Source organism: Streptomyces sp. RLA131 (assembly GCF_056270125.1).
This window is the reverse complement of the sequence record NZ_JBWDOQ010000002.1, coordinates 3,515,871-3,535,108: the sequence shown is the minus strand read 5'-3', so window position 1 is coordinate 3,535,108 and position 19,238 is coordinate 3,515,871. Positions and strand designations below refer to the sequence as shown.

17 protein-coding genes and 1 pseudogene are annotated in these 19,238 nt (G+C 72.5%); 11 read left to right on the top strand and 7 right to left on the bottom strand.

Annotation, left to right across the window (positions count from 1 at the left end; genetic code table 11):
- The first annotated feature begins 1 nt into the window (after position 1).
- Genes RWE79_RS16935 through RWE79_RS16925 form a run of 3 tightly spaced genes read left to right on the top strand, consistent with a single transcriptional unit; the run spans position 2 to position 3,686 of the window.
- Positions 2–1,153, top strand: coding sequence for an acyl-CoA dehydrogenase family protein (locus RWE79_RS16935; protein WP_475940909.1), 1,152 nt, complete (start codon positions 2–4; stop codon positions 1,151–1,153).
- Complete coding sequence (locus tag RWE79_RS16930; protein ID WP_475940908.1) at positions 1,150–2,622, top strand: aldehyde dehydrogenase family protein; 1,473 nt, start codon at positions 1,150–1,152, stop codon at positions 2,620–2,622. The genes RWE79_RS16935 and RWE79_RS16930 overlap by 4 nt, the downstream gene beginning before the upstream one ends.
- A 14-nt stretch (positions 2,623–2,636) precedes the next feature.
- Positions 2,637–3,686, top strand: a complete 1,050-nt coding sequence (locus tag RWE79_RS16925; RefSeq protein ID WP_475945872.1) for a Zn-dependent alcohol dehydrogenase — start codon at positions 2,637–2,639, stop codon at positions 3,684–3,686.
- On the opposite strand, the gene RWE79_RS16920 is transcribed toward RWE79_RS16925, so the two are convergent.
- A complete protein-coding gene (locus RWE79_RS16920; protein WP_475940907.1) occupies positions 3,676–4,665 on the bottom strand; it encodes a GlxA family transcriptional regulator in 990 nt (329 codons plus the stop codon). The genes RWE79_RS16925 and RWE79_RS16920 overlap by 11 nt on opposite strands.
- 19 nt (positions 4,666–4,684) lie before the next feature.
- On the opposite strand from RWE79_RS16920, the gene RWE79_RS16915 reads away from it, so the two are divergent.
- Positions 4,685–6,106, top strand: coding sequence for an MFS transporter (locus RWE79_RS16915; protein WP_475945870.1), 1,422 nt, complete (start codon positions 4,685–4,687; stop codon positions 6,104–6,106).
- Positions 6,107–6,188: 82 nt separating this feature from the next.
- Positions 6,189–7,559, top strand: coding sequence for a hypothetical protein (locus RWE79_RS16910; RefSeq protein ID WP_475940906.1), 1,371 nt, complete (start codon positions 6,189–6,191; stop codon positions 7,557–7,559).
- Here RWE79_RS16910 and RWE79_RS16905 read toward each other — a convergent pair.
- The 4 genes from RWE79_RS16905 to RWE79_RS16890 form a co-directional block, all read right to left on the bottom strand.
- A complete protein-coding gene (locus tag RWE79_RS16905; RefSeq protein ID WP_475940905.1) occupies positions 7,544–8,161 on the bottom strand; it encodes a flavin reductase family protein in 618 nt (205 codons plus the stop codon). The two genes, RWE79_RS16910 and RWE79_RS16905, sit on opposite strands and share 16 nt — an antisense overlap.
- Positions 8,162–8,315: 154 nt before the next feature.
- On the bottom strand, positions 8,316–9,152 hold the full coding sequence (locus tag RWE79_RS16900; RefSeq protein WP_475940904.1) for an enoyl-CoA hydratase/isomerase family protein: 837 nt from the start codon (positions 9,150–9,152) through the stop codon (positions 8,316–8,318).
- Positions 9,145–11,352: an acetate--CoA ligase family protein gene (locus RWE79_RS16895; RefSeq protein ID WP_475940903.1), complete on the bottom strand. Its 2,208-nt coding sequence runs from the start codon at positions 11,350–11,352 to the stop codon at positions 9,145–9,147. The genes RWE79_RS16900 and RWE79_RS16895 overlap by 8 nt, the downstream gene beginning before the upstream one ends.
- Positions 11,353–11,632: 280 nt before the next feature.
- Positions 11,633–12,811, bottom strand: coding sequence for a flavin-containing monooxygenase (locus tag RWE79_RS16890; RefSeq protein WP_475940902.1), 1,179 nt, complete (start codon positions 12,809–12,811; stop codon positions 11,633–11,635).
- A gap of 276 nt (positions 12,812–13,087) precedes the next feature.
- On the opposite strand from RWE79_RS16890, the gene RWE79_RS16885 reads away from it, so the two are divergent.
- The 4 genes and pseudogenes from RWE79_RS16885 to RWE79_RS16870 all read left to right on the top strand — a co-directional run bounded on the left by RWE79_RS16885 (position 13,088) and on the right by RWE79_RS16870 (position 15,169).
- Entirely contained in the window at positions 13,088–13,537 is a 450-nt protein-coding gene (locus tag RWE79_RS16885) for a DoxX family protein (protein WP_475940901.1), read from the top strand.
- A pseudogene (locus RWE79_RS16880) lies at positions 13,537–13,945 on the top strand (Zn-ribbon domain-containing OB-fold protein). The gene RWE79_RS16885 and the pseudogene RWE79_RS16880 overlap by 1 nt, the downstream one beginning before the upstream one ends.
- An 8-nt stretch (positions 13,946–13,953) precedes the next feature.
- Positions 13,954–14,544, top strand: coding sequence for a GNAT family N-acetyltransferase (locus RWE79_RS16875; RefSeq protein ID WP_475940900.1), 591 nt, complete (start codon positions 13,954–13,956; stop codon positions 14,542–14,544).
- A 25-nt stretch (positions 14,545–14,569) separates the two neighbouring features.
- The gene (locus RWE79_RS16870) at positions 14,570–15,169 is read left to right on the top strand and encodes a hypothetical protein (protein WP_475940899.1); all 600 of its coding nucleotides are present in this window, start codon (positions 14,570–14,572) and stop codon (positions 15,167–15,169) included.
- Between the two features lie 166 nt (positions 15,170–15,335).
- Here the strand turns inward: RWE79_RS16870 and RWE79_RS16865 are convergent, their stop codons facing one another.
- Positions 15,336–16,523, bottom strand: a complete 1,188-nt coding sequence (locus RWE79_RS16865) for a thiolase C-terminal domain-containing protein (RefSeq protein WP_475940898.1) — start codon at positions 16,521–16,523, stop codon at positions 15,336–15,338.
- 52 nt (positions 16,524–16,575) lie between these two features.
- On the opposite strand from RWE79_RS16865, the gene RWE79_RS16860 reads away from it, so the two are divergent.
- The gene (locus tag RWE79_RS16860) at positions 16,576–17,802 is read left to right on the top strand and encodes an acyl-CoA dehydrogenase family protein (protein WP_475940897.1); all 1,227 of its coding nucleotides are present in this window, start codon (positions 16,576–16,578) and stop codon (positions 17,800–17,802) included.
- A gap of 14 nt (positions 17,803–17,816) precedes the next feature.
- Positions 17,817–18,299 carry a nitroreductase family deazaflavin-dependent oxidoreductase gene (locus RWE79_RS16855; RefSeq protein ID WP_475940896.1) on the top strand — a complete coding sequence of 161 codons (483 nt, stop codon included), beginning with the start codon at positions 17,817–17,819 and terminating at the stop codon, positions 18,297–18,299.
- 165 nt (positions 18,300–18,464) lie between these two features.
- Here the strand turns inward: RWE79_RS16855 and RWE79_RS16850 are convergent, their stop codons facing one another.
- Complete coding sequence (locus tag RWE79_RS16850; protein WP_475940895.1) at positions 18,465–19,112, bottom strand: TetR/AcrR family transcriptional regulator; 648 nt, start codon at positions 19,110–19,112, stop codon at positions 18,465–18,467.
- Between the last annotated feature and the right edge of the window lie 126 nt (positions 19,113–19,238).

Below are 19,238 nucleotides of genomic sequence, written 5' to 3'. Positions count from 1 at the left end.
GGTGGACTTCGCCCTCGGCCCGGAGGCCGAGACCTTCCGAGCGGAGGCCCGCGCGTGGCTCGCCGCGCACCCGGAGCGGTCCGGAGGCCGGGCCTGGGAACAGCAGCTGGGTGCCGACGGATGGATCGGGCTCGGCTGGCGGGGCGACTACGGCAACCGCCGTGCCGACCTGGCCCAACAGGTCGCCTGGGGCGAGGAGTACGCCCGGGCGGGCGCCCCCGGCCGGTCGGGGCACATCGGCGAGAACCTGCTCGCCCCGACCCTGGAGGCGCACGGCAGCCAGGAGCAGCGGGACCGCTTCCTCCCGGCGATCGCGCGCGGCGAGGAACTGTGGTGCCAGGGCTACAGCGAGCCGGGTGCGGGCTCGGACCTCGCCGGAATCCGCACGGCGGCCGTCCTTGACGGCGACGGCGGCTACCGGATCACCGGGCAGAAGATCTGGACCTCCCTGGCGCACGAGGCGGACTGGTGCTTCGTGCTGGCCAGGACCGACCCGGAGACGCGGCGCCACCACGGGCTGAGCCTGCTGCTGGTGCCCATGGACCAGCCCGGCCTGATCGAGGTCAGACCGATCCGTCAGCTGACCGGCGAGGCCGACTTCAACGAGGTCTGGTTCGACGGTGCCCGGGCCGCCTCCGGGCACGTCGTGGGCGGCGCGGGCAACGGCTGGCAGGTGGCCATGGCGCTGCTCGGCTACGAGCGGGGGGTCTCGACGCTGGTCCAGCAGATCGGCTTCGGGCTCGAACTGCACAAGGTGATCACCGAGGCCGTCGCCTCCGGTGCCGCTGACGACCCCGTCCTGCGCGACCGTGTCATCCGCCAGTGGGCCGAGCTGAAGACCATGCGGTGGAACGCCCTGCGCACGCTGGGCACCGGCACCGATGATCTGCGGGCGGCCGGCGCGCCCAGCGTGGCCAAACTGCTGTGGGGCGGCTGGCACCAGCGGCTCGGTGAACTGGCCGTGGCGGTGGGCGGGGCGGCCTCGGCCGCCGGGACGGCCGCGTGGTCGCCGGAGGCGCCGTACGGACCCGGCGAGGCGCAGCGGCTTCTGCTCTTCAGCCGTGCCGACACGATCTACGGCGGCTCGGACGAAATCCAGCGCACCATCATCGCCGAGCGGGTGCTCGGCCTCCCGAAGGAGCCCCGAGGATGAGCTCGAAGAGATACGGGCACTGGATCGGCGGCCGGTGGCAACAGGCGCAGGCACACTATGCAGTTGTCAATCCGGCCACGGAGGAGACCGTCGGGCAGGCCCCCGAGGCGGGCCCGGCGGAGGTGGACGCCGCGGTGCGCGCGGCCCGGGAGGCGTACGGGAACTGGTCCCGTACGAGCCCTCGGGAGCGCGCCGCGGTCCTGGAGCGGATCGCGGACGTCCTGGCCTCGCGGTCGGCGGATCTCGTACCGCTGCTCCAGTCGGAGACGGGGGCGACGATCCGGGTCGCGTCGAGCATGCAGATTCCTCAGGCGGTCGAGCGCTTCCGGCGCTATGCGCGCGGTGCCGTGGAGCCGGACACGATCCCGCTGGCACCGCAGCCTGTCAGGGCCACGCCGCTCGCCGCGGGCGGACTCGTCGGCGCCGCCGCCGTGCGTCGTTCGGTGGGTGTCGTCGGTTGCATCACCTCCTACAACTTCCCGGTGGTCAATCTCGCGGGCAAGGTCGCCCCCGCGCTGGCGATGGGGAACACGGTCGTCGCCAAACCGGCCCAGCAGGATCCGCTGACCTGCCTGCTCCTGGGAGAGGTCATGAAGGAAGCAGGCCTGCCCGACGGGGTGTTCAACGTCGTCACCGGATCGGGCAGCCGGGCCGGTGAGGCGCTCGTCGCGCACGAGGACATCGACATGATCAGCTTCACCGGATCGACGGCGGTCGGGAAGGCGATCGCGCGGTCGGCGGGAGCCGCCATGAAGCGGACGTTGCTGGAACTGGGCGGCAAGGGCGCGGCGCTGGTCCTTCAGGACGCGGCCGCGAAGGAGGGCCGGGCCCTCAGCGCGGCGATATCAGCTGTCGGTTCGACATGGGCATTCCACTCCGGTCAGATCTGCACGGCGCCAACACGCGTGCTGGTACACCGTGATCAGTACGAACTGGTGATCACCACACTTGAACAATACGCTCGGTCACTGACAATCGGGGACCCTGTGGACAAGTCCACCGTCGTCGGCCCCCTCATCAGCGCGGCTCAGCGCGATCGGGTCGAGGCCTATGTGGCCGGCGCCCGCGAGCAGGGCGCCCGCGTCGTCACCGGCGGTGAACGGCCCGACCTCAAACCCGGCTTCTATGCCGCCCCCACCCTCATCGCCGACGTGACCCCGGACATGACGGTCGCCCAGGAGGAGATCTTCGGTCCTGTCGTCGTCGCCATCGCCTACGACAGCGAGGACGAGGCCGTCGCCATCGCGAACGGCACCGCCTACGGCCTCTACGACTACGTCTTCTCCGCCGACCCCGGCCACGCCTGGGCCGTCGCCGCCCGCCTGCGCAGCGGCAACATCGGTATCAACACCGCCCAGCGACACCCCGAGACGCCCTTCGGAGGCTTCAAGGAGAGCGGGGTCGGCCGGGACGGCGGCTCCTTCGGCCTGCACGCGTACAGCGAACTCCAGTCGGTGGTGTGGTCATGAGTCCGACGAGCGGCATGAGAGGCGTGATCTTCGACGGGACGGCCGCCGAGGTCGTCGACGACCTCGGAGTACGCGACCCCGGCCCCGGTGAGGTCCTGGTACGCATCCGGGCCGCCGGCCTGTGCCACAGCGACCTGTCGGTGATCGACGGCACGATTCCCTTCCCCGTTCCCGTGGTGCTCGGCCACGAGGGCGCCGGGACCGTGGACGCGGTCGGCGCCGGGGTCACCCATGTCCGCGCCGGGGACCATGTCGCACTCTCCACCCTGGCCAACTGCGGTACGTGCGCCGACTGCGACCGGGGCCGCCCGACCATGTGCCGCAAGGCGATCGGCCGCCCCGTAAGGCCGTTCACCCGGCGGGGCGAGCCGTTGTTCAACTTCGCCTCCAACTCGGCCTTCGCCGAGCGCACCGTCGTCCGGGCCGTGCAGGCCGTGCGCATCCCCGACGACATCCCCTTCACCTCCGCCGCCCTGATCGGCTGCGGGGTGCTCACCGGCGTCGGCGCCGTCCTCAACCGGGCCAGGGTCGACCGGGGAGACACGGTGGTCGTCATCGGCACCGGGGGCATCGGCCTCAACGTCCTGCAGGGGGCGCGGCTCGCGGGGGCGGTCCGGATCGTCGCCGTCGAGACCAATCCCGGCAAGGAGGCGGTGGCGCGGCAGTTCGGTGCCACGGACTTCGTGCCCTCCGCGCAGGAGGTGCGAGGTCTGCTCCCCACCGGCGCGGACCACGTCTTCGAATGCGTCGGGCGCACCGCCCTCGTCCGGCAGGCCGTCGATCTGCTGGACCGCCACGGCCAGGCCGTCCTGCTGGGGGTGCCGCCCTCCGACGCCGAGGCGTCCTTCCTGGTCTCCTCCATGTACCTGGACAAGGCGATCCTCGGCTGCCGTTACGGATCCTCGCGCCCGCAGCGCGACATCGCCCTGTACGCCGAGCTCTACCGGCAGGGCCGGCTGCTGCTCGACGAACTGGTCACCAGGACCTATCCGGTCGAGGACTTCGCCAAGGCGGCCGACGACGCCCACCACGGCCGCGTCGCGCGTGGCGTGCTCACCTTCTGAAGGTCCGACGGTAGGCGGTCGGCGAGACGCCGAGTGCCGACTGCAGGTGCTGCCGCATGGAGGCGGAGGTACCGAAGCCGGCCTCCCGGGAGACCTGGTCCACGGACAGGTCGCTGGACTCCAGGAGTCCGCGGGCGCGTTCGACGCGTTGCGCGACGAGCCATTGCCCGGGGCTGATTCCGACCTCCTCGCGGAAGCGCCGGGTGAAGGTCCGTACGCTCATCGACTCGCGGTCGGCCAGCTCGCGCAGGGTCAGCGGCCGGTCGAGGCGGGAGAGCGCCCAGGCGCGGGCGGCGGCGGTGGTGGCGAGCTGGGGTTCGGGCACCGGCCGCTGGACGTACTGGGCCTGGCCGCCCTCGCGGTGCGGCGGTACGACGCTGGCGCGGGCACTGGCGTTGGCGACGGCGGTGCCGTGGTCGCGGCGCACGATGTGCAGGCACACGTCGATGCCGGAGGCGACGCCCGCGGAGGTGAGGATGTCGCCGTTGTCGACGTAGAGGACCTCCGGCTCGACCTTGACCTTCGGGAAGAGCTGCTGGAAGTGCTCGGCGCTGCTCCAGTGGGTCGTGGCGCGCAGGCCGTCGAGGTGTCCGGCGGCGGCCAGGAAGTACGCGCCCGTGCAGATGGAGACGAGCCGGGTGCCGGGCCGGACACGTTCGAAGGCGGCGGCGAGCGGCTCCGGGTTGCGGCCCTCCGTATGAGCGCTGGACTGTTCGTGCGCGGCGGGGACGATCACGGTGTCGGCGCTCTCCAGAGCCTCGGGCCCATGAGGCACGGAGATCTCGAAGTCGGCTTCGGCGCGCACCGCGCCCGGGCCGCCCGGGGTGCAGGTCAGCACCTCGTACAGCGGCTCGCCCTCCGGGGTCCTCGCCTTGGGGAAGATCCGGAAGGGAATCCCCAGCTCGAAGGGGATGACGCCGTTCTGCACAAGGACGGCGACGCGGTGGGGCTGTACGCGCTTCACACTGCTGGCGGCCATGGCTCGATCCTTGCAGATCATGGCCATCGGGCCACTCGTTTTGTGCGATCCGGGGGCGGAAGCTGTTCCGGTGACGCAGACACCGCAACCAGCCGCTCAGCCTCTCGTTCAGTCCCCTGCGCAGAGCGTCGTCCAGGACGCGGGGCCGCCGCTGCGCGGCAGGCCCCGGAAACCCCGCGTCCACCGCGCCTGGCCGGTAGCGGCGGTGGCGTTTGTGACGCTGATCGGGGCCGCCGGATTCGCCTCGCTCCCCTCGTTGCTCATAGACCCGCTGCACACCGAGTTCGGCTGGTCACGCGGCATGATCGGCTTCGCCGTCTCGGTCAACCTCGCCCTGTACGGGCTCACGGCACCCTTCGCCGCAGCGCTGATGGACCGGTTCGGCATCCGCCGGGTGGTGGCCTGCGCCCTCACCACGATCGCGGTCGGGGCGGGCCTGACCGTCTTCATGACCCAGAGCTGGCAACTCGTGCTGTGCTGGGGGGTGCTGGTGGGCCTGGGCAGCGGCTCCATGGCGCTGGCCTTCGCGGCGACCGTCACCAACCGCTGGTTCGTCGCACGGCGCGGCCTGGTCACCGGCATCCTCACGGCGGCCGGTGCGGCGGGCCAGCTGGTCTTCCTGCCCCTGCTGTCGGTCATCGTGGAGCACTCCGGCTGGCGCCCGGCCGCCCTCACCGTCGCCTGCGCGGCGCTGGCTGTCGTGCCCTTCGTGTGGCTGCTGCTGCGCGACCACCCGGCCGACGTCGGTGTGGCGGCGTACGGCGCGGAGGCCTTCACGCCGAAGCCGCTGCCCGTTCCGGGCGCCGCCAGGCGGGCGGTCGGGGCGCTGTTCGCGGCGGCCCGTACAGGAACGTTCTGGCTGCTGGCGGGGACGTTCGCGATCTGCGGCGCTTCTACGAACGGTCTGGTCAAAACCCACTTCGTGCCCGCCGCCCACGACCACGGCATGCCGGTGACGGCCGCCGCCTCGCTGCTCGCGGTCATCGGTGTCTTCGACATCGCCGGGACCGTCGCCTCGGGGTGGTTCACCGACCGCTTCAGCCCGCGCCGGCTGCTGGCGGTCTACTACGGACTCCGCGGGCTGTCGCTGATGTTCCTGCCGATGCTGATGGCCGGCACCGTGCATCCGCCCATGGTGCTCTTCATCGTCTTCTACGGCCTGGACTGGGTCGCCACCGTCCCGCCCACGATCGCGCTGTGCCGTGAGCACTACGGCGAGGACGGCGCCATCGTCTTCGGCTGGGTCCTCGCCTCGCACCAGGTCGGCGCCGCTCTTGTCGCCTACCTCGGCGGCGTTGCGCGTGACACCCTCGGCTCGTACGACGTGGTCTGGTACAGCTCCGGCGCGCTGTGCGCGGTGGCGGCCCTGATGGCGCTGGTGATCCGGCGGCGGGGCAGTGTGGCGGTGACGGCAACACCACTGGCTGTCCGAGGCGGTTGATAGCCTGGCGGCACATTGATCGTGTCGCCGGGGGACGACCGCGTTGGCCGGGCCCTCCTTCCGGCACGGAGGGAGGGCCCAGGTGCGTTTTCCGACAAGTGCGCTGGTGATCGCGGTGGTTGCGGTGTCCCTGACGGCCTGCGGCGGGGGAGCCGGCAAAGGCGCGGGTGGGAAGGACCAGCCCGGGCACGGGACGTCGGCCTCGCCGTTGACCAGGATCGCCGTTCCGGCCGGTTACGACCGTACGAAGGGCTGGGAACAGGCTCTGACCTGGATGCCGGAGGAGGTCCGGAGCGTACCGGTGGCCGCTTCCCAGGGGTCGGACGGCGTCGCGTATCTCGACTCCTCCGAGGACGGCTACGTGCCGGTGGTCCGGGATGTCGGCACGGGCGGGATCCGCTGGCGCGGGAAGCCCTGGCAGCCGCCGGCGAGTGTGGACGACCCGTCCGCCGGGAACGGCGACGCGGTGGAGATCCCGGGCGTGGTCGTGGTCCGCCAGGGCGGCCGCGACTACGTGGTGGCCTGGGCGCACGGGACGGTCGGCAAGGACGACCTGAACAAGGGCAAGGAGATCGTCGAGGTCCTGATCTACCCCGCCGACGCCAAGGGCGACCCGGTGGCGCCCGCGCGCACGGTGAGGGTCCCGGTGAAGGACGTGGACGACCATCGGGCCGACCTGAAGGTCCGGGACGGTGGCGCCGGTCTGCTGATCACGTGGGACGGCGATGACTTCGCAGCCGTGGTCGACATGGTCTCCGGCAAGGTCGGCCGCTACGACGACCCGGGGGAAGTCGAGGTCGGATGCGAGTACACGGGCTGTGTGGAGGGAAACTTCGTGGCTGCCTCCGCGTACGGCCCCGTGATCTCCAACAGCAACGGGGGCTTCGGTGTGGAAGGCCGCTGGTACAGCCGTGACGTAGCCCCGGCGGGCGCCGCGACCGAGGTCACCTCGGGGGTGAACGGCCATGTGGTGACCGGCGCCGCGGGCGACGTCATCGCCACGTGGACGGCCCAGGACGACGGTGCGGACCTGTGGGCGGTCCATGACGCGGCCACCGGCAAGGTGCGAGCCCAGGTGGCCTGCGCCGACGAGAAGCTCCTGAACGACGACCGGACGCCGGTGAGACTGTCGCCGAGCGGCCGATACCTGGTCTACGACGTGGTCGCCTTCGACCTGAAGACCGGGAAGGGGCGCTGCTTCGCGGAGAGCGAGGACCGAGAGGCCGTCCGGCTCGTCACCGTCGGGGACGACGGCATCGCGTACGGGATGACGGGCGAGTCGGCGTTCGACGACGAAGCGGGGACGCCGGTCTCGGTGTCGCTCACCTCGGGCTCGGCCAAGGCGCTCACCAAGGGGCTGGAGATACCCGTGGCGGTCTACGGCGACCGGGGGCTCTTCGTCGCCGAGGAGTCCGGCAACACGCGGAGGATCGTGGTCTACGCGCGCACGTAGCTCCCGAAGCGGCCCTGGTGGAACAGCAGCGGGTCGGCGTCGCCGGGGGCGCAGCCCAGGTCCTCCACCCGGCCGACGACGATCAGATGGTCGCCGCCGGTGTGTACCGCGTGGATCGTGCAGTCGACCCACGCGGGCGCGTCGCGCAGCCGCGGTGAGCGGGTCGCGGGGGACGGATCCCATGCCACGCCGGCGAACTTGTCCGCGCCGCTCACCGCGAAGCCCCGGCACAGCGACGCCTGGTCCGCCCCGAGGATGTTGACGCAGAAGACACCCGCGCGGGCGATGCGCGGCCAGGTGGTGGATGTACGGGCCACCATGAAGACCACCATGGGCGGGTCGAGGGACAGCGACGCGAACGACTGGCAGGCGAAGCCCGCGGGGCCCTCGCCGTCATCGCCCGGCGAGGTGACGACGGTGACGCCGCTCGCGAAGGTGCCCAGCACGCGCCGGAACGCGCCGGGATCGACCGGTGCCCGTTCGTCCGCCCGTACGGCCCGCAGTTCGGGGCGTGGCAGTGGATTCGGTGGCTCCGTGACCGTCAGGGCGCCGACCGAGCGGAGATAGCGCACGGCGGTCGCCGCCATGCCTGCGTGTCCCATCACAGTATCCATTAGAGCTGACGTTCCATCAGATAGGAAGGGCTGCCGCCCCGCCGTCCTGCTGCCCCGCTGTCCTGCTGCCCCGCTGTCCTGCTGCCCCGCCGTCCTGCCGCCCGCCGTCCTGCCGCCCGCCGTCCCTCCGCACCCGGCCGCGTTAATGACCCCGGAAGCGCGGTGAGCGCCGCTCGACGAAACTGCGCACGCCTTCCTGGGCGTCGGCCGTGACCATGTTCAGTTCCTGGGCGGCGGCTTCGGCGGCGAAGGCGGTCGTACGGTCGGTGTCCAGGGAGGCGTTGACGAGCTGTTTGGTGAGGGTGAGGGCCCGGGTGGGGCCGCAGGCAAGGCGTTCGGCCCAGGCGCGGGCGGTCTTGTCGAGGTCGTCGGCGGGGACGACGCGGTTGACCAGGCCCAGGCGTTCGGCGGCCGGGGCCGGGAGGTCGTCACCGAAGAAGAGCAGTTCCTTGGCACGCTGCGGGCCGACCAGGCGCGGCAGCAGATAGGCACCGCCGCCGTCCGGGACGAGACCGCGGCGGACGAAGACCTCGGCGAACCGGGCGGTGTCGGCGGCGATCACGAGGTCGCAGGCCAGGGCGAGATGGGCGCCGATCCCGGCCGCGATCCCGTTGACGGCGGCCAGCACCGGCTTCTCGCAGTCCAGAACCGCCGCGACCAGGCGCTGGGCCCCGCGCCGGATCGTGCGCGCCGTGTCGCCGGGCAGCGGTTCGCCGGTGCCGGCGGTCGCGGCCCGCAGGTCCGCACCGGCGCAGAAGGCCCGGCCGGTGGCGGTGAGGACCACGGCCCGAACGGCGTGGTCTGCGGAGGCGCTTTCGAGCAGGCCGATGAGGCGCTCACGGTGCTCCCAGGTCAGGGCGTTCATGGCCTCGGGGCGGTCGAGGGTGATCCACAGGACCCCGTTGTCAGTGGCGTGCCGTACAACTGAATCAACGGGATCAACAGGACCAACCGGTTCTTCACGGGGGGAATCAGTCATGGGGGAGCAGCTCCTGACGGCAGACGGCGAGTGCGTCGAGCGCCACCGCGCCCTGGCCGCGTGGCAGGACCAGCAGCGGGTTGATGTCGAGTTCGGCGAGGCTGTCGCCGAGTTCCATGGCCATGCGCTGGACGCGGAGGATGACGTCGACGAGCGCGTCGACATCGGCGGGCGGCGCGCCGCGTACGCCGTCGAGCAGGCGTGCGCCGCGCAGTTCGCGCAGCATGTCGCGGGCGGTGGCCTCACCGAAGGGCGGCACGCGGACGGCGCTGTCGCGGAGGACTTCGACGAGCACGCCGCCGAGGCCGGCGGTCACGGTGGGGCCGAAGAGGGGGTCGTGGGTGACGCCGATGACCATCTCGACGCCGCGCTCGATCATCTGGCAGACGAGAATGCCGTCGAGTTCGACGTCCTCGTAGCGGGCGATGTCGGTGAGTTCGCGATAGGAGTCGCGGACCTGGCTGGCGGAGGTGAGGCCGACCTTGACCAGGCCGAGTTCGCTCTTGTGGGCGATGCGCGCCCCCGAGGCCTTCATGACGACGGGGTAGCCCACGAGACCGGCCGCCCGGACGGATCCGGCGGCGCTGGTGACGAGTTGCTCGCGCGGGACGCGGATGCCGTACGCCCGCAGCAGCTGCTTCGCCGCGTGCTCGCTGAGCTGTGTGCCCGGGTGGAGCAGGCCGCGCGCCTTGCGTGCCGAGGACGAGGGCGTGCGCGGGGCATCGGTGAAGGGGGAGTGGTAGGCGGCGGTGAAGCGGTGGTGGCCGAGGTAGGCCCGTACGGCGGTGATGCAGTTGCCGAAGGTGCGGAAGGTGGCGACCCGGGAGGAGCCCAGCAGGGTGTGGCGGTAGGCGTCCTCGGTGCCGACGGGGGAGCCCCAGATCACGCAGATCAGCTTGTCGGTCGTCTCCGCCGCGTCGGCCAGGTCCTGGGCCAGCTTGTCGCTCATCGGCGGGAAGGGGCCGGTGATCGGGCAGATGAGGACGCCGACATCGGGGTCGGCGAGGATCGCGTCGATGATTCTGCGGCCGCGCCAGTCGCCCACCGGGTGGCCGCCGTTGTCGACCGGGTTGGCCACGTTCAGATACTCCGGGATCCACTGGTGCAGTTCGGCCTGCCTTTCCTGCGAGAGGGCCGGCAGCGGAAGCCCGGCCGCTGTGGCGAGGTCGGCGAAATGGGCGCCGGTGCCGCCGGATATCGAATACACGACGACGCCCTCGGCGGTCGGCGGCCTGGCCCGGGCCAGCAGCGTGGCGGTGTCCTGCAGCTCGTCCAGGCCGTCGACCCGGATGACGCCGAACTGCCGGAAGGCGGCGTCGATCACGTCGTCGGCGCCGGTCAGTTTGCCGGTGTGGGAGGCGGCGGTACGGGCCCCGGCCTCGGTGCGGCCGACCTTGACCATGACCACCGGAACCTTGTTGCGGGCGGCGTGGTCGGCGGCGAGGGTGAAGGAGCGGCCGTCCTTGAGTCCTTCGGCGTAGACGGCGATGGCACCGGTGTCCGGCTGCTGGGCGAAGTAGGAGATGAAGTCGGCGGTTTCGAGGTCGGCCTCGTTGCCGGTGGGGGCCCAGTGGCTGAGCCGGATGCCGAGTTCCTGGAGGGTGTGAACGGGGCGGCCCTGGTGGCCTGACTGGGTGATCAGGGCGATGGCGGGTCCGGTGAGGTCCTCGCGGAAGGTCTCGAAGGCGTTGAGGTTGGTGTTGGGGCCGAGCAGCCGCAGTCCGGCGCGGGCGGCGGCCCGGGCCAGCAGGGCCTGGGCGGCGGCGCCCTGCTCACCGGTCTCGGCGAAGCCGGAGGCGAAGACGACGGCGAACCTGGCCTTGGCCTCGCCGAGCTGCTCGATGACGGGAAGGGGGTCGGCGACCAGGAGCACCGCGAGGTCGACGTGCTCGGGCAGTTCCGCCACGGAAGGGTGGCAGGGCAGCCCGAAGACGGTCGCGCGGCCGGGGTTGACCGGGTGGAGCCGGGCGCCGACCCGCTCGGCCCAGGCGATCAACTGCCGCGTGATGCCGGTGTTGGGGCGGCCCTCGGTGTCGGACGCCCCGACGACGGCCACGGCCTCGGGCCGGAAGAACCGGTCCAGGTCGGGGACGGCGGAGTGCAGCGGGCGGCCGCCGACGTCCACGTCGTCCGGGCGTGGAGCGATGCGACCGGGGCCGGCGGGGTCGGGGTCGCGGGTGCTGTATGTCGATCCAAGCATGGTCTCGCCCGCTCCTGCTCGAAGGTCCACAGAACTGACGTACTGTCAGGTTAACTGAACTGACGGACCGTCAGGAATGGTCGGGGGAGGGGGAAAGCTGCGGGGTGCCGCCAAGGGTGGGCCGAACACGGGCCGAACACGGGCCGGGCGCGGGCCGGGGACGGGCCGGCCGGCTGAGGGGGAGAGGGCCGGCCGGCCCGCCGGACCGCGGCGATGCGGGGTGCGGGCCGCCCGGCGTCCGCACTCGTTCGCTGACGTGATACCCGGGAAAGGAGGTGCCCTATCGCCGTCCGGCCACGGCCTTGGCGATCCGTTCCGCGTCGATGGCCATCTCGCGGAACATGCCGCTGATGGGGTTGGTGTAGCCGGTGAAGTACAGACCGGGTGCTTCCTTGGGGGTCCGTGAGCCGTGCACCCGGGGGCGGCCGCGCTCGTTGAGGACGCCGAGGTGGCCGACCAGCGGCTCCAGGCCGTTGCGGTAGCCGGTCGCGGCGATCACCACGTCCGGGGCGAGGCGGGTGCCGTCGGCGAGCAGCACGTCGTCACCGTCGAAACCCTCGACGGCGGCGACCGGCTGGACCGTGCCGGCGCGGACGGCGGCGATCAGGCCGACGTCCTGCACCGGGATGGAGCCGTCCAGGACGCGGGAGTACAGGCCGTTGTCCGGGCGCGGCAGTCCGAACCCGGCCAGGTCGGGCGTGCTGATCCGCTCCACGTACGGGGCGATCCGGTCCACCAGCCGGGTCGGCAGTCGGCGCACCATGATGCCGGTGGCCTGGGCGGGCCAGCCTGCCGTGGAGCGCCGCATGATGTGCGGGGGTGTGCGCACCGCCAGGCGTACACGGGCGGCGCCCGCCTCGACCAGGTCCACGGCGATCTCGGCGCCGGTGTTGCCGACGCCCACGACCAGTACGTCGCGGCCCTGGTAGGGCTCGCCGTTGCGGTAGCGGGAGGCGTGCAGCAGCTCGCCGCTCCAGCCTTCGCGGCCGGACCATTGCGGTATCCGCGGGGTGTGGTTGTGGCCGGTGGCGATCACGATGTTGGGGGCGGTCAGCCGGCGGCCTCCGGTGGCCGGCAGGGCCCAGCCGGTGATGGCGCCGTTCGGGCCGTCGGCGACGGGTTCGACGCGGGCGACCTCGATGCCGGTGGCCACGTCCAGGTCGTGGAACTCGGAGTACTGCTCCAGGTAGCGGACCACGTTGTCCCGGCCCACCCAGCGTCCGTACGCCCGGGGGATGGCGAAGCCGGGCAGGCCGGACAGGCGTCTGGTGGTGTGTAGATGGAGGCGGTCGTAGTGCTGCCGCCAGGAGGCCCCGACGGCTTCCGACCGCTCAAGGACCAGGGTGCGTATGCCACGCCTCTGCAGGGCCGCCGCGGCGGCGAGTCCGCCGGGGCCGGCGCCGATGACGATGGCGTCGGGGGCGGCGGCGGATGCGGCGGATGCGGGGGTGTCGGTCATGGCGGCCTCCGGGAGTGCGGCGCGGGCCGCTTCGGGTGGAGCGGCCCCGCGGGGACGAGCGGGGGAGTGTGTAAGCCCGCGAGAAGGTGCGGGGACGGGTGTGAGGGCGGGAGTTGGGACAGGCGGGGGACGGGCGGGGGACGGGCGGGGGACGTGCAGGTCGTGTGAATTGTCCTACCGGAAGGTAGCGCGGTCCGGTCCCGGGGCCTTGCGCGGGGAGCCCCTCATCCGGTCAACTGACGTGTCGTCAGAAAATGTGCTCCAGGAGGGCTCGCCATGCGGACGATCTGGCTCACCGGCCCCGAATGGCTCGCCGTGCTGCGCATCGGCCTCGGCCTGTGGTGGCTGGAGAGCTGGCGGCACAAGGACAAGAAGGGCTGGTTCGAACGCGGCACCGGCATCGCCTGGGCCTCCGATGTCGCGGCCAAGCACCGCTGGAGCGTGGTCCAGGGCGGGTTCGCGGCCGTGGTCTCGCCGCGCCCCAAGGTGATGGCCCATGTCGTCGTCTACGCCGAACTCGCGCTCGGCCTCGGCCTCACGGCGGGCTTCCTGACCCCGGTGGCCCTGGTCGGCGGGCTGTTGCTCAATCTGCTCTACCTGGTGCTCATGATCCACGACTGGGCCGAGCAGGGGCAGAACGCGATGATGGCGCTGATCTCGCTGGTCGCCCTGTTCGCGATGAGCTGGCAGACGTGGTCGCTCGACAGTGCCCTCGGGATCTTCTGATGACCGACGTTCCCGAGGTTGACGCCTTCACCCCGCCACTACTGGGACGCCGCCGCCACCGGACGGCTGCTCGTCAGGCGCTGTTCGGCGTGCGGCGCCGCCCATCACTATCCGCGCGAGTTCTGCCCGAGCTGCTGGAGCGAGGACGTCCTGTGGGAGCAGGCGTCCGGGCTCGCCACGCTCTACACCTGGTCCGTGGTCCACCGCAACGACCTGCCGCCCTACCGCGACCGCGTCCCGTATGTCGCCGCCGTCGTCGATCTGGCGGAGGGGCCGCGCATGATGACCGAGGTCACGGACTGCGAGGAGAGCGCGCTGCGGATCGGGATGCCGCTGCGGGCGCACTTCCGGCCGCCCGTCCCGGAGCGGGGGGCGCCCGCCGTCCCGGTCTTCCGCCCGGCTGTTTGAATGACCGCATGCCGGAACCCGTAGAGCTGGAGCCAGTCGAACTGGAGGCGTACGGACTGCTGCTGCGGCCCTGGGAGGAGAACGACCTGGCCGTGGCGGTACGAGGCCTGGCCGACCCGGAGTACCGCCGCTGGAACACCGCGAACGCCCCCGAACCCGGAGAGCGGGGCGCCCGGGGCTTCATCCGGAGCCGGGCCGAGGGCTGGCGGAGCGGCACCTCGGCGAACTTCGCGGTCACCGAGGGCGGGATCACCCTCGGGCAGCTCGGTATCGGCATGATCGACCGCACGATGCGCAGCGCCCGCGTCGCGTACTGGGTCCTCCCCGAGGGCCGGGGGCGCGGCATCGCGTCCCGGGCCCTGGAAGCGGGCACCCGCTGGGCCTTCCGCGACCTCGGCCTGCACCGGCTCGAACTCGGCCACGCCATCGGCAACCACGCCTCCTGCGGGGTCGCCCGGCGCTGCGGGTACGCACTGGAGGGCCTGCTGCGCGGCGCCATGATCGACACCGCCGGCCGGCCCCGCGACATCCACCTCCATGCCCGCCTCGCCACGGACCCGGGGCCCGTACCTTCACCTCGCCCGTCCGGTGGAACCTGATCGCCCTCTCCGGCATCCAAGGGGCATGAGAACCAGGGAGCGGCTCACCCGGGCCGAGATCGCGGTGGCCGCCGTGGCCGCGGCGGGGTGCGGCTCGCAGATCGGGGCGGCGGGGCGGGGCTCCGACTGCACCGGGCCGGGGGCGGGCGTCACGGCGTCCGTGAGCACGCCGGCCCCGGAGGAGACGGCGGACATGGGCTCGCCCTGGGTGGACGGGTCGGCGGTCGAGCAGGCGGTCGCGTACATCGGGGAGCTGGCGGCCCGGAGCCGGTACGCGAGGTACTACTCCGGCGTGGAGCCGGAGGTGGAGACCCAGCGGGTGGACGTGTACCGGGTGCCCTCCGCCGCGTTCGACGCCGCGCTGTGCAGGGGCGTTCCGGGCCGGGTCGTCGTGCGACTGCACGACACCCGCGCCTCCCGTACGAGGGCCGAGGCGCCGGCCGGGCGGATCAGCGGCGAATGGGACCGCTGGGACGGCAGATTCGGCCTCCGCTCGGTCGGGGCCGATGAGCGGGGCCATGTGGTGTGCGGCGTGGACGACCCGCGGACCGCCGAGCGACTGCTGCGCGCCGCGTACGGCGGCCTGGTGCGGGTCCGGTACGAGGAACAGGCCGGACCGGCATAAGCCCGCAGCCCGCAGCCCGCAGCCCGCAGCCCGCAGCCCGCAGCCCGCAGCCCGCAGCCCGTACCCCGTACCCCGCAGCCCGTACCCCGTACCCCGTACCCCGCAGCCCGTACCCCGTACCCCGCAGCCCGCAGCCCGTACCCGCAGCCCGCTGGCCGGGCGCCGGTCAGTCCCGCCCCAGCACGACCGTTCCGGACGAGCAGAACCAGCCGCCGGTCCCGGAGGCGACGGCGAGCCGGGGGAGGCCGCCGTCCGGGCGCCTGACCTGGCGGTCGCCGGCCTCGCCGCGCAGCTGGCGGACGGCCTCGACGAGCAGGAACAGCCCGCGCATGCCGGGATGGCAGGCGGAGAGGCCGCCCCCGTCGGTGTTGACGGGCAGGTCGCCGTCGATGGTCAGCCGGCCCTTGCCGTCGGTGACATACGGGCCGCCCTCGCCCTTGGCGCAGAAGCCGAGGTCTTCGAGGGTCACCAGGGTCATGTAGGTGAAGGCGTCGTAGAGCTCGGCGAGATCGATGTCGGCGGGGGTGACCCCGGCCCGCTGGAAGGCGAGCCGGCCGGAGACGGCGGCCGGGGAGACGGTGAAGTCGTCCCACTCGGACATCGAGGTGTGGGAGACGGCGGTGCCGGAACCCAGCACCCACACCGGCGGCTTCACGGCGTCCGCGACGTACTCCTCGGCGGCCAGCAGCACCGCGCAGCCCCCGTCGGAGCGTATGCAGCAGTGCAGTTTGGTGAACGGGTCGGCGATCAGCGGGCCGGAGAGCACGTCGTCGACGGTGATCGGGGCTCGGTACATCGCGTCGGGGTTGCGGGCGGCGTTGGCCCGTGCCTGGACGGCGACCTCGGCGAGCTGGGCGAGCGTGGTGCCGTACTGGTGCATATGACGGCGGGCGGCCATCGCGTACTTGGCGACGAGGGTGTGGCCGTACGGGACCTCGAACTGGAGCGGACCGCGGTTGCCGAAGGAGAGGTTGGCGGTCCGGCGGCCGGCCTTGAGGTCGGCGCGGGCGGTGGAGCCGTAGACCAGGAGGACGGCGTTCGCGTGTCCGGCGGCGATGGCGTCGGCGGCGTGCGCGGCCATGACCTCCCAGGTGGAGCCGCCGACGGCGGTGGAGTCGACCCAGGTGGGGCGCAGGCCCAGGTACTCGGCGACCTCGGCGGGGGCGAGGGTGCCCAGCCCGGCCGAGGCGAAGCCGTCGACGACGGTGCGCGGCAGCCCGGAGTCGGCGAGGGCGCGCCGGGCGGCCTGGGCGTGGAGGGCGTACGAGGTGGCGTCGTCGACGCGCCCGCAGTCGGAAAGGGCGATACCGAGGACGGCGACTTTCCGGCTGCTGCCAGTACCCTGAAGCGACATGAATCTGACGGTACATCAGATTTGATGGGACGGGAGACGGGAGCCGCTCGCCATGGATGCGGAGTTCACGACGGAACAGGGTGAGATCAGGCGCACCCTGCGGGAGTTGCTGCACAAGCGGTGCGGTCCGGACGACGTCAAGGCCGCTGTCCGGACCACCGCCGGATACGACGAGGACCTGTGGCGGCAACGGCTCGCCGCGCACCTCGGGCTGCCCGGCCTCGCCCTCGCGCCGCAGTACGGCGGCGCCGGCTTCGGGCCCACCGAACTCGCCCTGGCCTGCGAGGAGACCGGGCGCGCACTGCTCCCGTCACCGCTGCTCGGCACCGCGCTGCTGGCCGCGCCGCTGGTGGCCGGACTCGGCACCGGGGCCCAGCGGCGCGCCCTGCTCCCGGCCTTCGCCGACGGCACCCTCACCGCCGCGCTCGCCGCCCCGCAGGCCGGGCTCGGCCTCACCGGCGCGGCCGGCCCCGAGTGGGCGGGCGGCGGCCGGACCGGCGGCGTCCAGGCACGGCGCACCGGCGCTCCGGGCGGCGCCGGCGCCACCCACGCCCCGGACGGCGCCCCTGAGGGCGGCTGGCGGCTCTACGGGCAGGTCGACCAGGTGCACGGCGGCCACAGCGCCGGGGTCCTGCTGGTGGCCGCGCACGTCGGCGGCTACGCCCGCGGCGGCACCCGTCTGTTCCTCGTACGGGCGGGCGCCCCGGGCCTGGTACGGACCCGGCTCACGGTGCTGGACGAGACCCGGCCGCAGGCCCGCGTCCAGCTCCGGGACGTACCCGCCGAGCCGCTGGGCGGCGCGGAGGCGGCCGACCCCGGACCCGCGCTCACCCGTACGGGTGTATCCGCCGCCGCCGCGCTCGCGGCCGAAGCGGTCGGCGCGGCAGGCCAGGCGCTGGCCCTGACCGTGGAGTACGTACAGGTCAGGGAGCAGTTCGGGCGGCCGGTCGGTTCCTTCCAGGCCGTCAAGCACCGGCTCGCCGACCTGTACGTACGGGTGGAGGCGGCGCGCTCGGCCGCGTACTACGCCGCGTGGGAGCTGGGCCCGGTGAGCGCGCGGCTGGCGCTGGCGCAGGGGCTGGAGGCGCTGCGGGCGGCGGCCGGCGAGGCGATCCAGCTGCACGGGGGCATCGGCTTCACCTGGGAGCACCACGCGCATCTGTACTTCAAGCGGGCGGCCTCCGACGAGCTGCTGTTCGGGCCCGTGCACGCGCTGCGCCGGTACGCGGCGGAGCTGGCCGGCATCTTCGAGGGATACGAGAGGGAGGTGGCGGCGTGAGTCTCATCCGGCGTATGACGCCGCTCGTTCAGCGGGTCTCGTCCACGCGGGGCTTCGCCAAGGTCGCGCCGCACGTCATACCGGCGTTGGACAAGGCCGTGCACCGGCTGAGCGGCGGCCGGGTGCTGCTGAGCGCGCGCATGCTGCCCGGGGTCGTGCTGACGGCCGTAGGGGCCAGGAGCGGGCTGCCCCGCAGTACGCCGCTGGCCTGCATGCCCGAGGACGGCGGCACGTTCGTGCTGATCGGAAGCAATTTCGGGCGGCCCGGTCATCCGGCCTGGACGGTGAACCTGCTCCGGAACCCGGAGGCCGAGGTGAACTGGAAGGGGCAGGACATCCCGGTACGGGCCGCGCTGCTGCGGGGTGAGGAGCGGGAGGCCGCGTGGGCGGCGCTGCTGCGCTTCTGGCCGCCCTACGGGACGTATGCGGCCCGGGTCGAACGGGAGATCAGGCTCTTCCGGCTGACCCCGCGACTGCCCGGCACCGCGAAACCGTAAATCCCTCAAGTCCCCGGTCATCGCCCGCCGGACAGTCGAACGCGGGCGCCGACGACCGGCAACCTCCCCCGAGGACCGGTGCTTCGGCGCCCGCGTTGTGGCGGGCAGGACTTCGTAATCGATGTGGACCGGCGTAAGCGGCGCAATGGACGGCCATGGTGGTGATCAGCGCGTCGGCTTCTTGCCGGTGATGCCGAGATGGACGAGCAGGGCGAGATTGGGCTTCAGCTCTGCCTGCTTGACGCCCCAGCTCTGGAAGCCCTTCTGATGGGCGGCGACCGCGGCGAGCATGGCCACCAGGGAGCCGGCGATGGCGGCGGGGCTGACGTCCTTGTCGACCCGGCCCTTCGCCTGGAGCTCCTTGACCGCGTCGGTAAGGGAGTTGGTGACGGCGTTGAGGATCTTCATACGGATCTTGTAGAAGCGCTTGTCCCCTTCGGCGGCGCCGAGGTCGACGACACGCAGGATCGCGTCGTTGCGGCGCCAGAAGGAGAGGAAGCCGTCGACCAGTTCGTCGGCGGCGGCCGCGCCGGATTTGCCGACCCAGGTTCGTCCGGCGACGAGTTCGGTGAGGCCGGCGCCCTCCTTGGCCATCTCCTCGGCGAGTTCGAGGACGGCGCCCTCGACATCGGGGAAGTACTGGTAGAACGTTGCGGGGGAGGTACCCGCCATCCGGGCGACGTCGATGACCTTGACGTCCCGGTACGGTGACGTGCTGAGCATTTCACCGAGGCAGTCGAGCAGCTTCTGCCGCGTCGCCTGTCCCCGGCGCCCTGCCACACGGCCGTCGACGGTGCGAACTTGTCCTGTCATGCCGTCAGTTTACGGGTCGGTGATCAGCGCGCGATTCGGTGCCTGCAAATGGGGAGGCCCGCCAAGGGAGCGTGTGTTCGAATCTTCCCCGGGCGGGGTTGGAGATCCCCCGATAGCGTGTCAAGT

Coding starts and splice junctions, on each gene's coding strand:
- RWE79_RS16930 (WP_475940908.1), top strand. CDS start 1,150: ATGAGCTCGAAGAGATACGGGCACTGGATCGGCGGCCGGTGGCAACAG.
- RWE79_RS16925 (WP_475945872.1), top strand. CDS start 2,637: ATGAGAGGCGTGATCTTCGACGGGACGGCCGCCGAGGTCGTCGACGAC.
- RWE79_RS16920 (WP_475940907.1), bottom strand. CDS start 4,665: ATGGCCGCCAGCAGTGTGAAGCGCGTACAGCCCCACCGCGTCGCCGTC.
- RWE79_RS16915 (WP_475945870.1), top strand. CDS start 4,685: ATGGCCATCGGGCCACTCGTTTTGTGCGATCCGGGGGCGGAAGCTGTT.
- RWE79_RS16905 (WP_475940905.1), bottom strand. CDS start 8,161: ATGGGACACGCAGGCATGGCGGCGACCGCCGTGCGCTATCTCCGCTCG.
- RWE79_RS16900 (WP_475940904.1), bottom strand. CDS start 9,152: ATGACTGATTCCCCCCGTGAAGAACCGGTTGGTCCTGTTGATCCCGTT.
- RWE79_RS16895 (WP_475940903.1), bottom strand. CDS start 11,352: ATGCTTGGATCGACATACAGCACCCGCGACCCCGACCCCGCCGGCCCC.
- RWE79_RS16890 (WP_475940902.1), bottom strand. CDS start 12,811: ATGACCGACACCCCCGCATCCGCCGCATCCGCCGCCGCCCCCGACGCC.
- RWE79_RS16885 (WP_475940901.1), top strand. CDS start 13,088: ATGCGGACGATCTGGCTCACCGGCCCCGAATGGCTCGCCGTGCTGCGC.
- RWE79_RS16875 (WP_475940900.1), top strand. CDS start 13,954: ATGCCGGAACCCGTAGAGCTGGAGCCAGTCGAACTGGAGGCGTACGGA.
- RWE79_RS16870 (WP_475940899.1), top strand. CDS start 14,570: ATGAGAACCAGGGAGCGGCTCACCCGGGCCGAGATCGCGGTGGCCGCC.
- RWE79_RS16865 (WP_475940898.1), bottom strand. CDS start 16,523: ATGTCGCTTCAGGGTACTGGCAGCAGCCGGAAAGTCGCCGTCCTCGGT.
- RWE79_RS16860 (WP_475940897.1), top strand. CDS start 16,576: ATGGATGCGGAGTTCACGACGGAACAGGGTGAGATCAGGCGCACCCTG.
- RWE79_RS16855 (WP_475940896.1), top strand. CDS start 17,817: ATGACGCCGCTCGTTCAGCGGGTCTCGTCCACGCGGGGCTTCGCCAAG.
- RWE79_RS16850 (WP_475940895.1), bottom strand. CDS start 19,112: ATGACAGGACAAGTTCGCACCGTCGACGGCCGTGTGGCAGGGCGCCGG.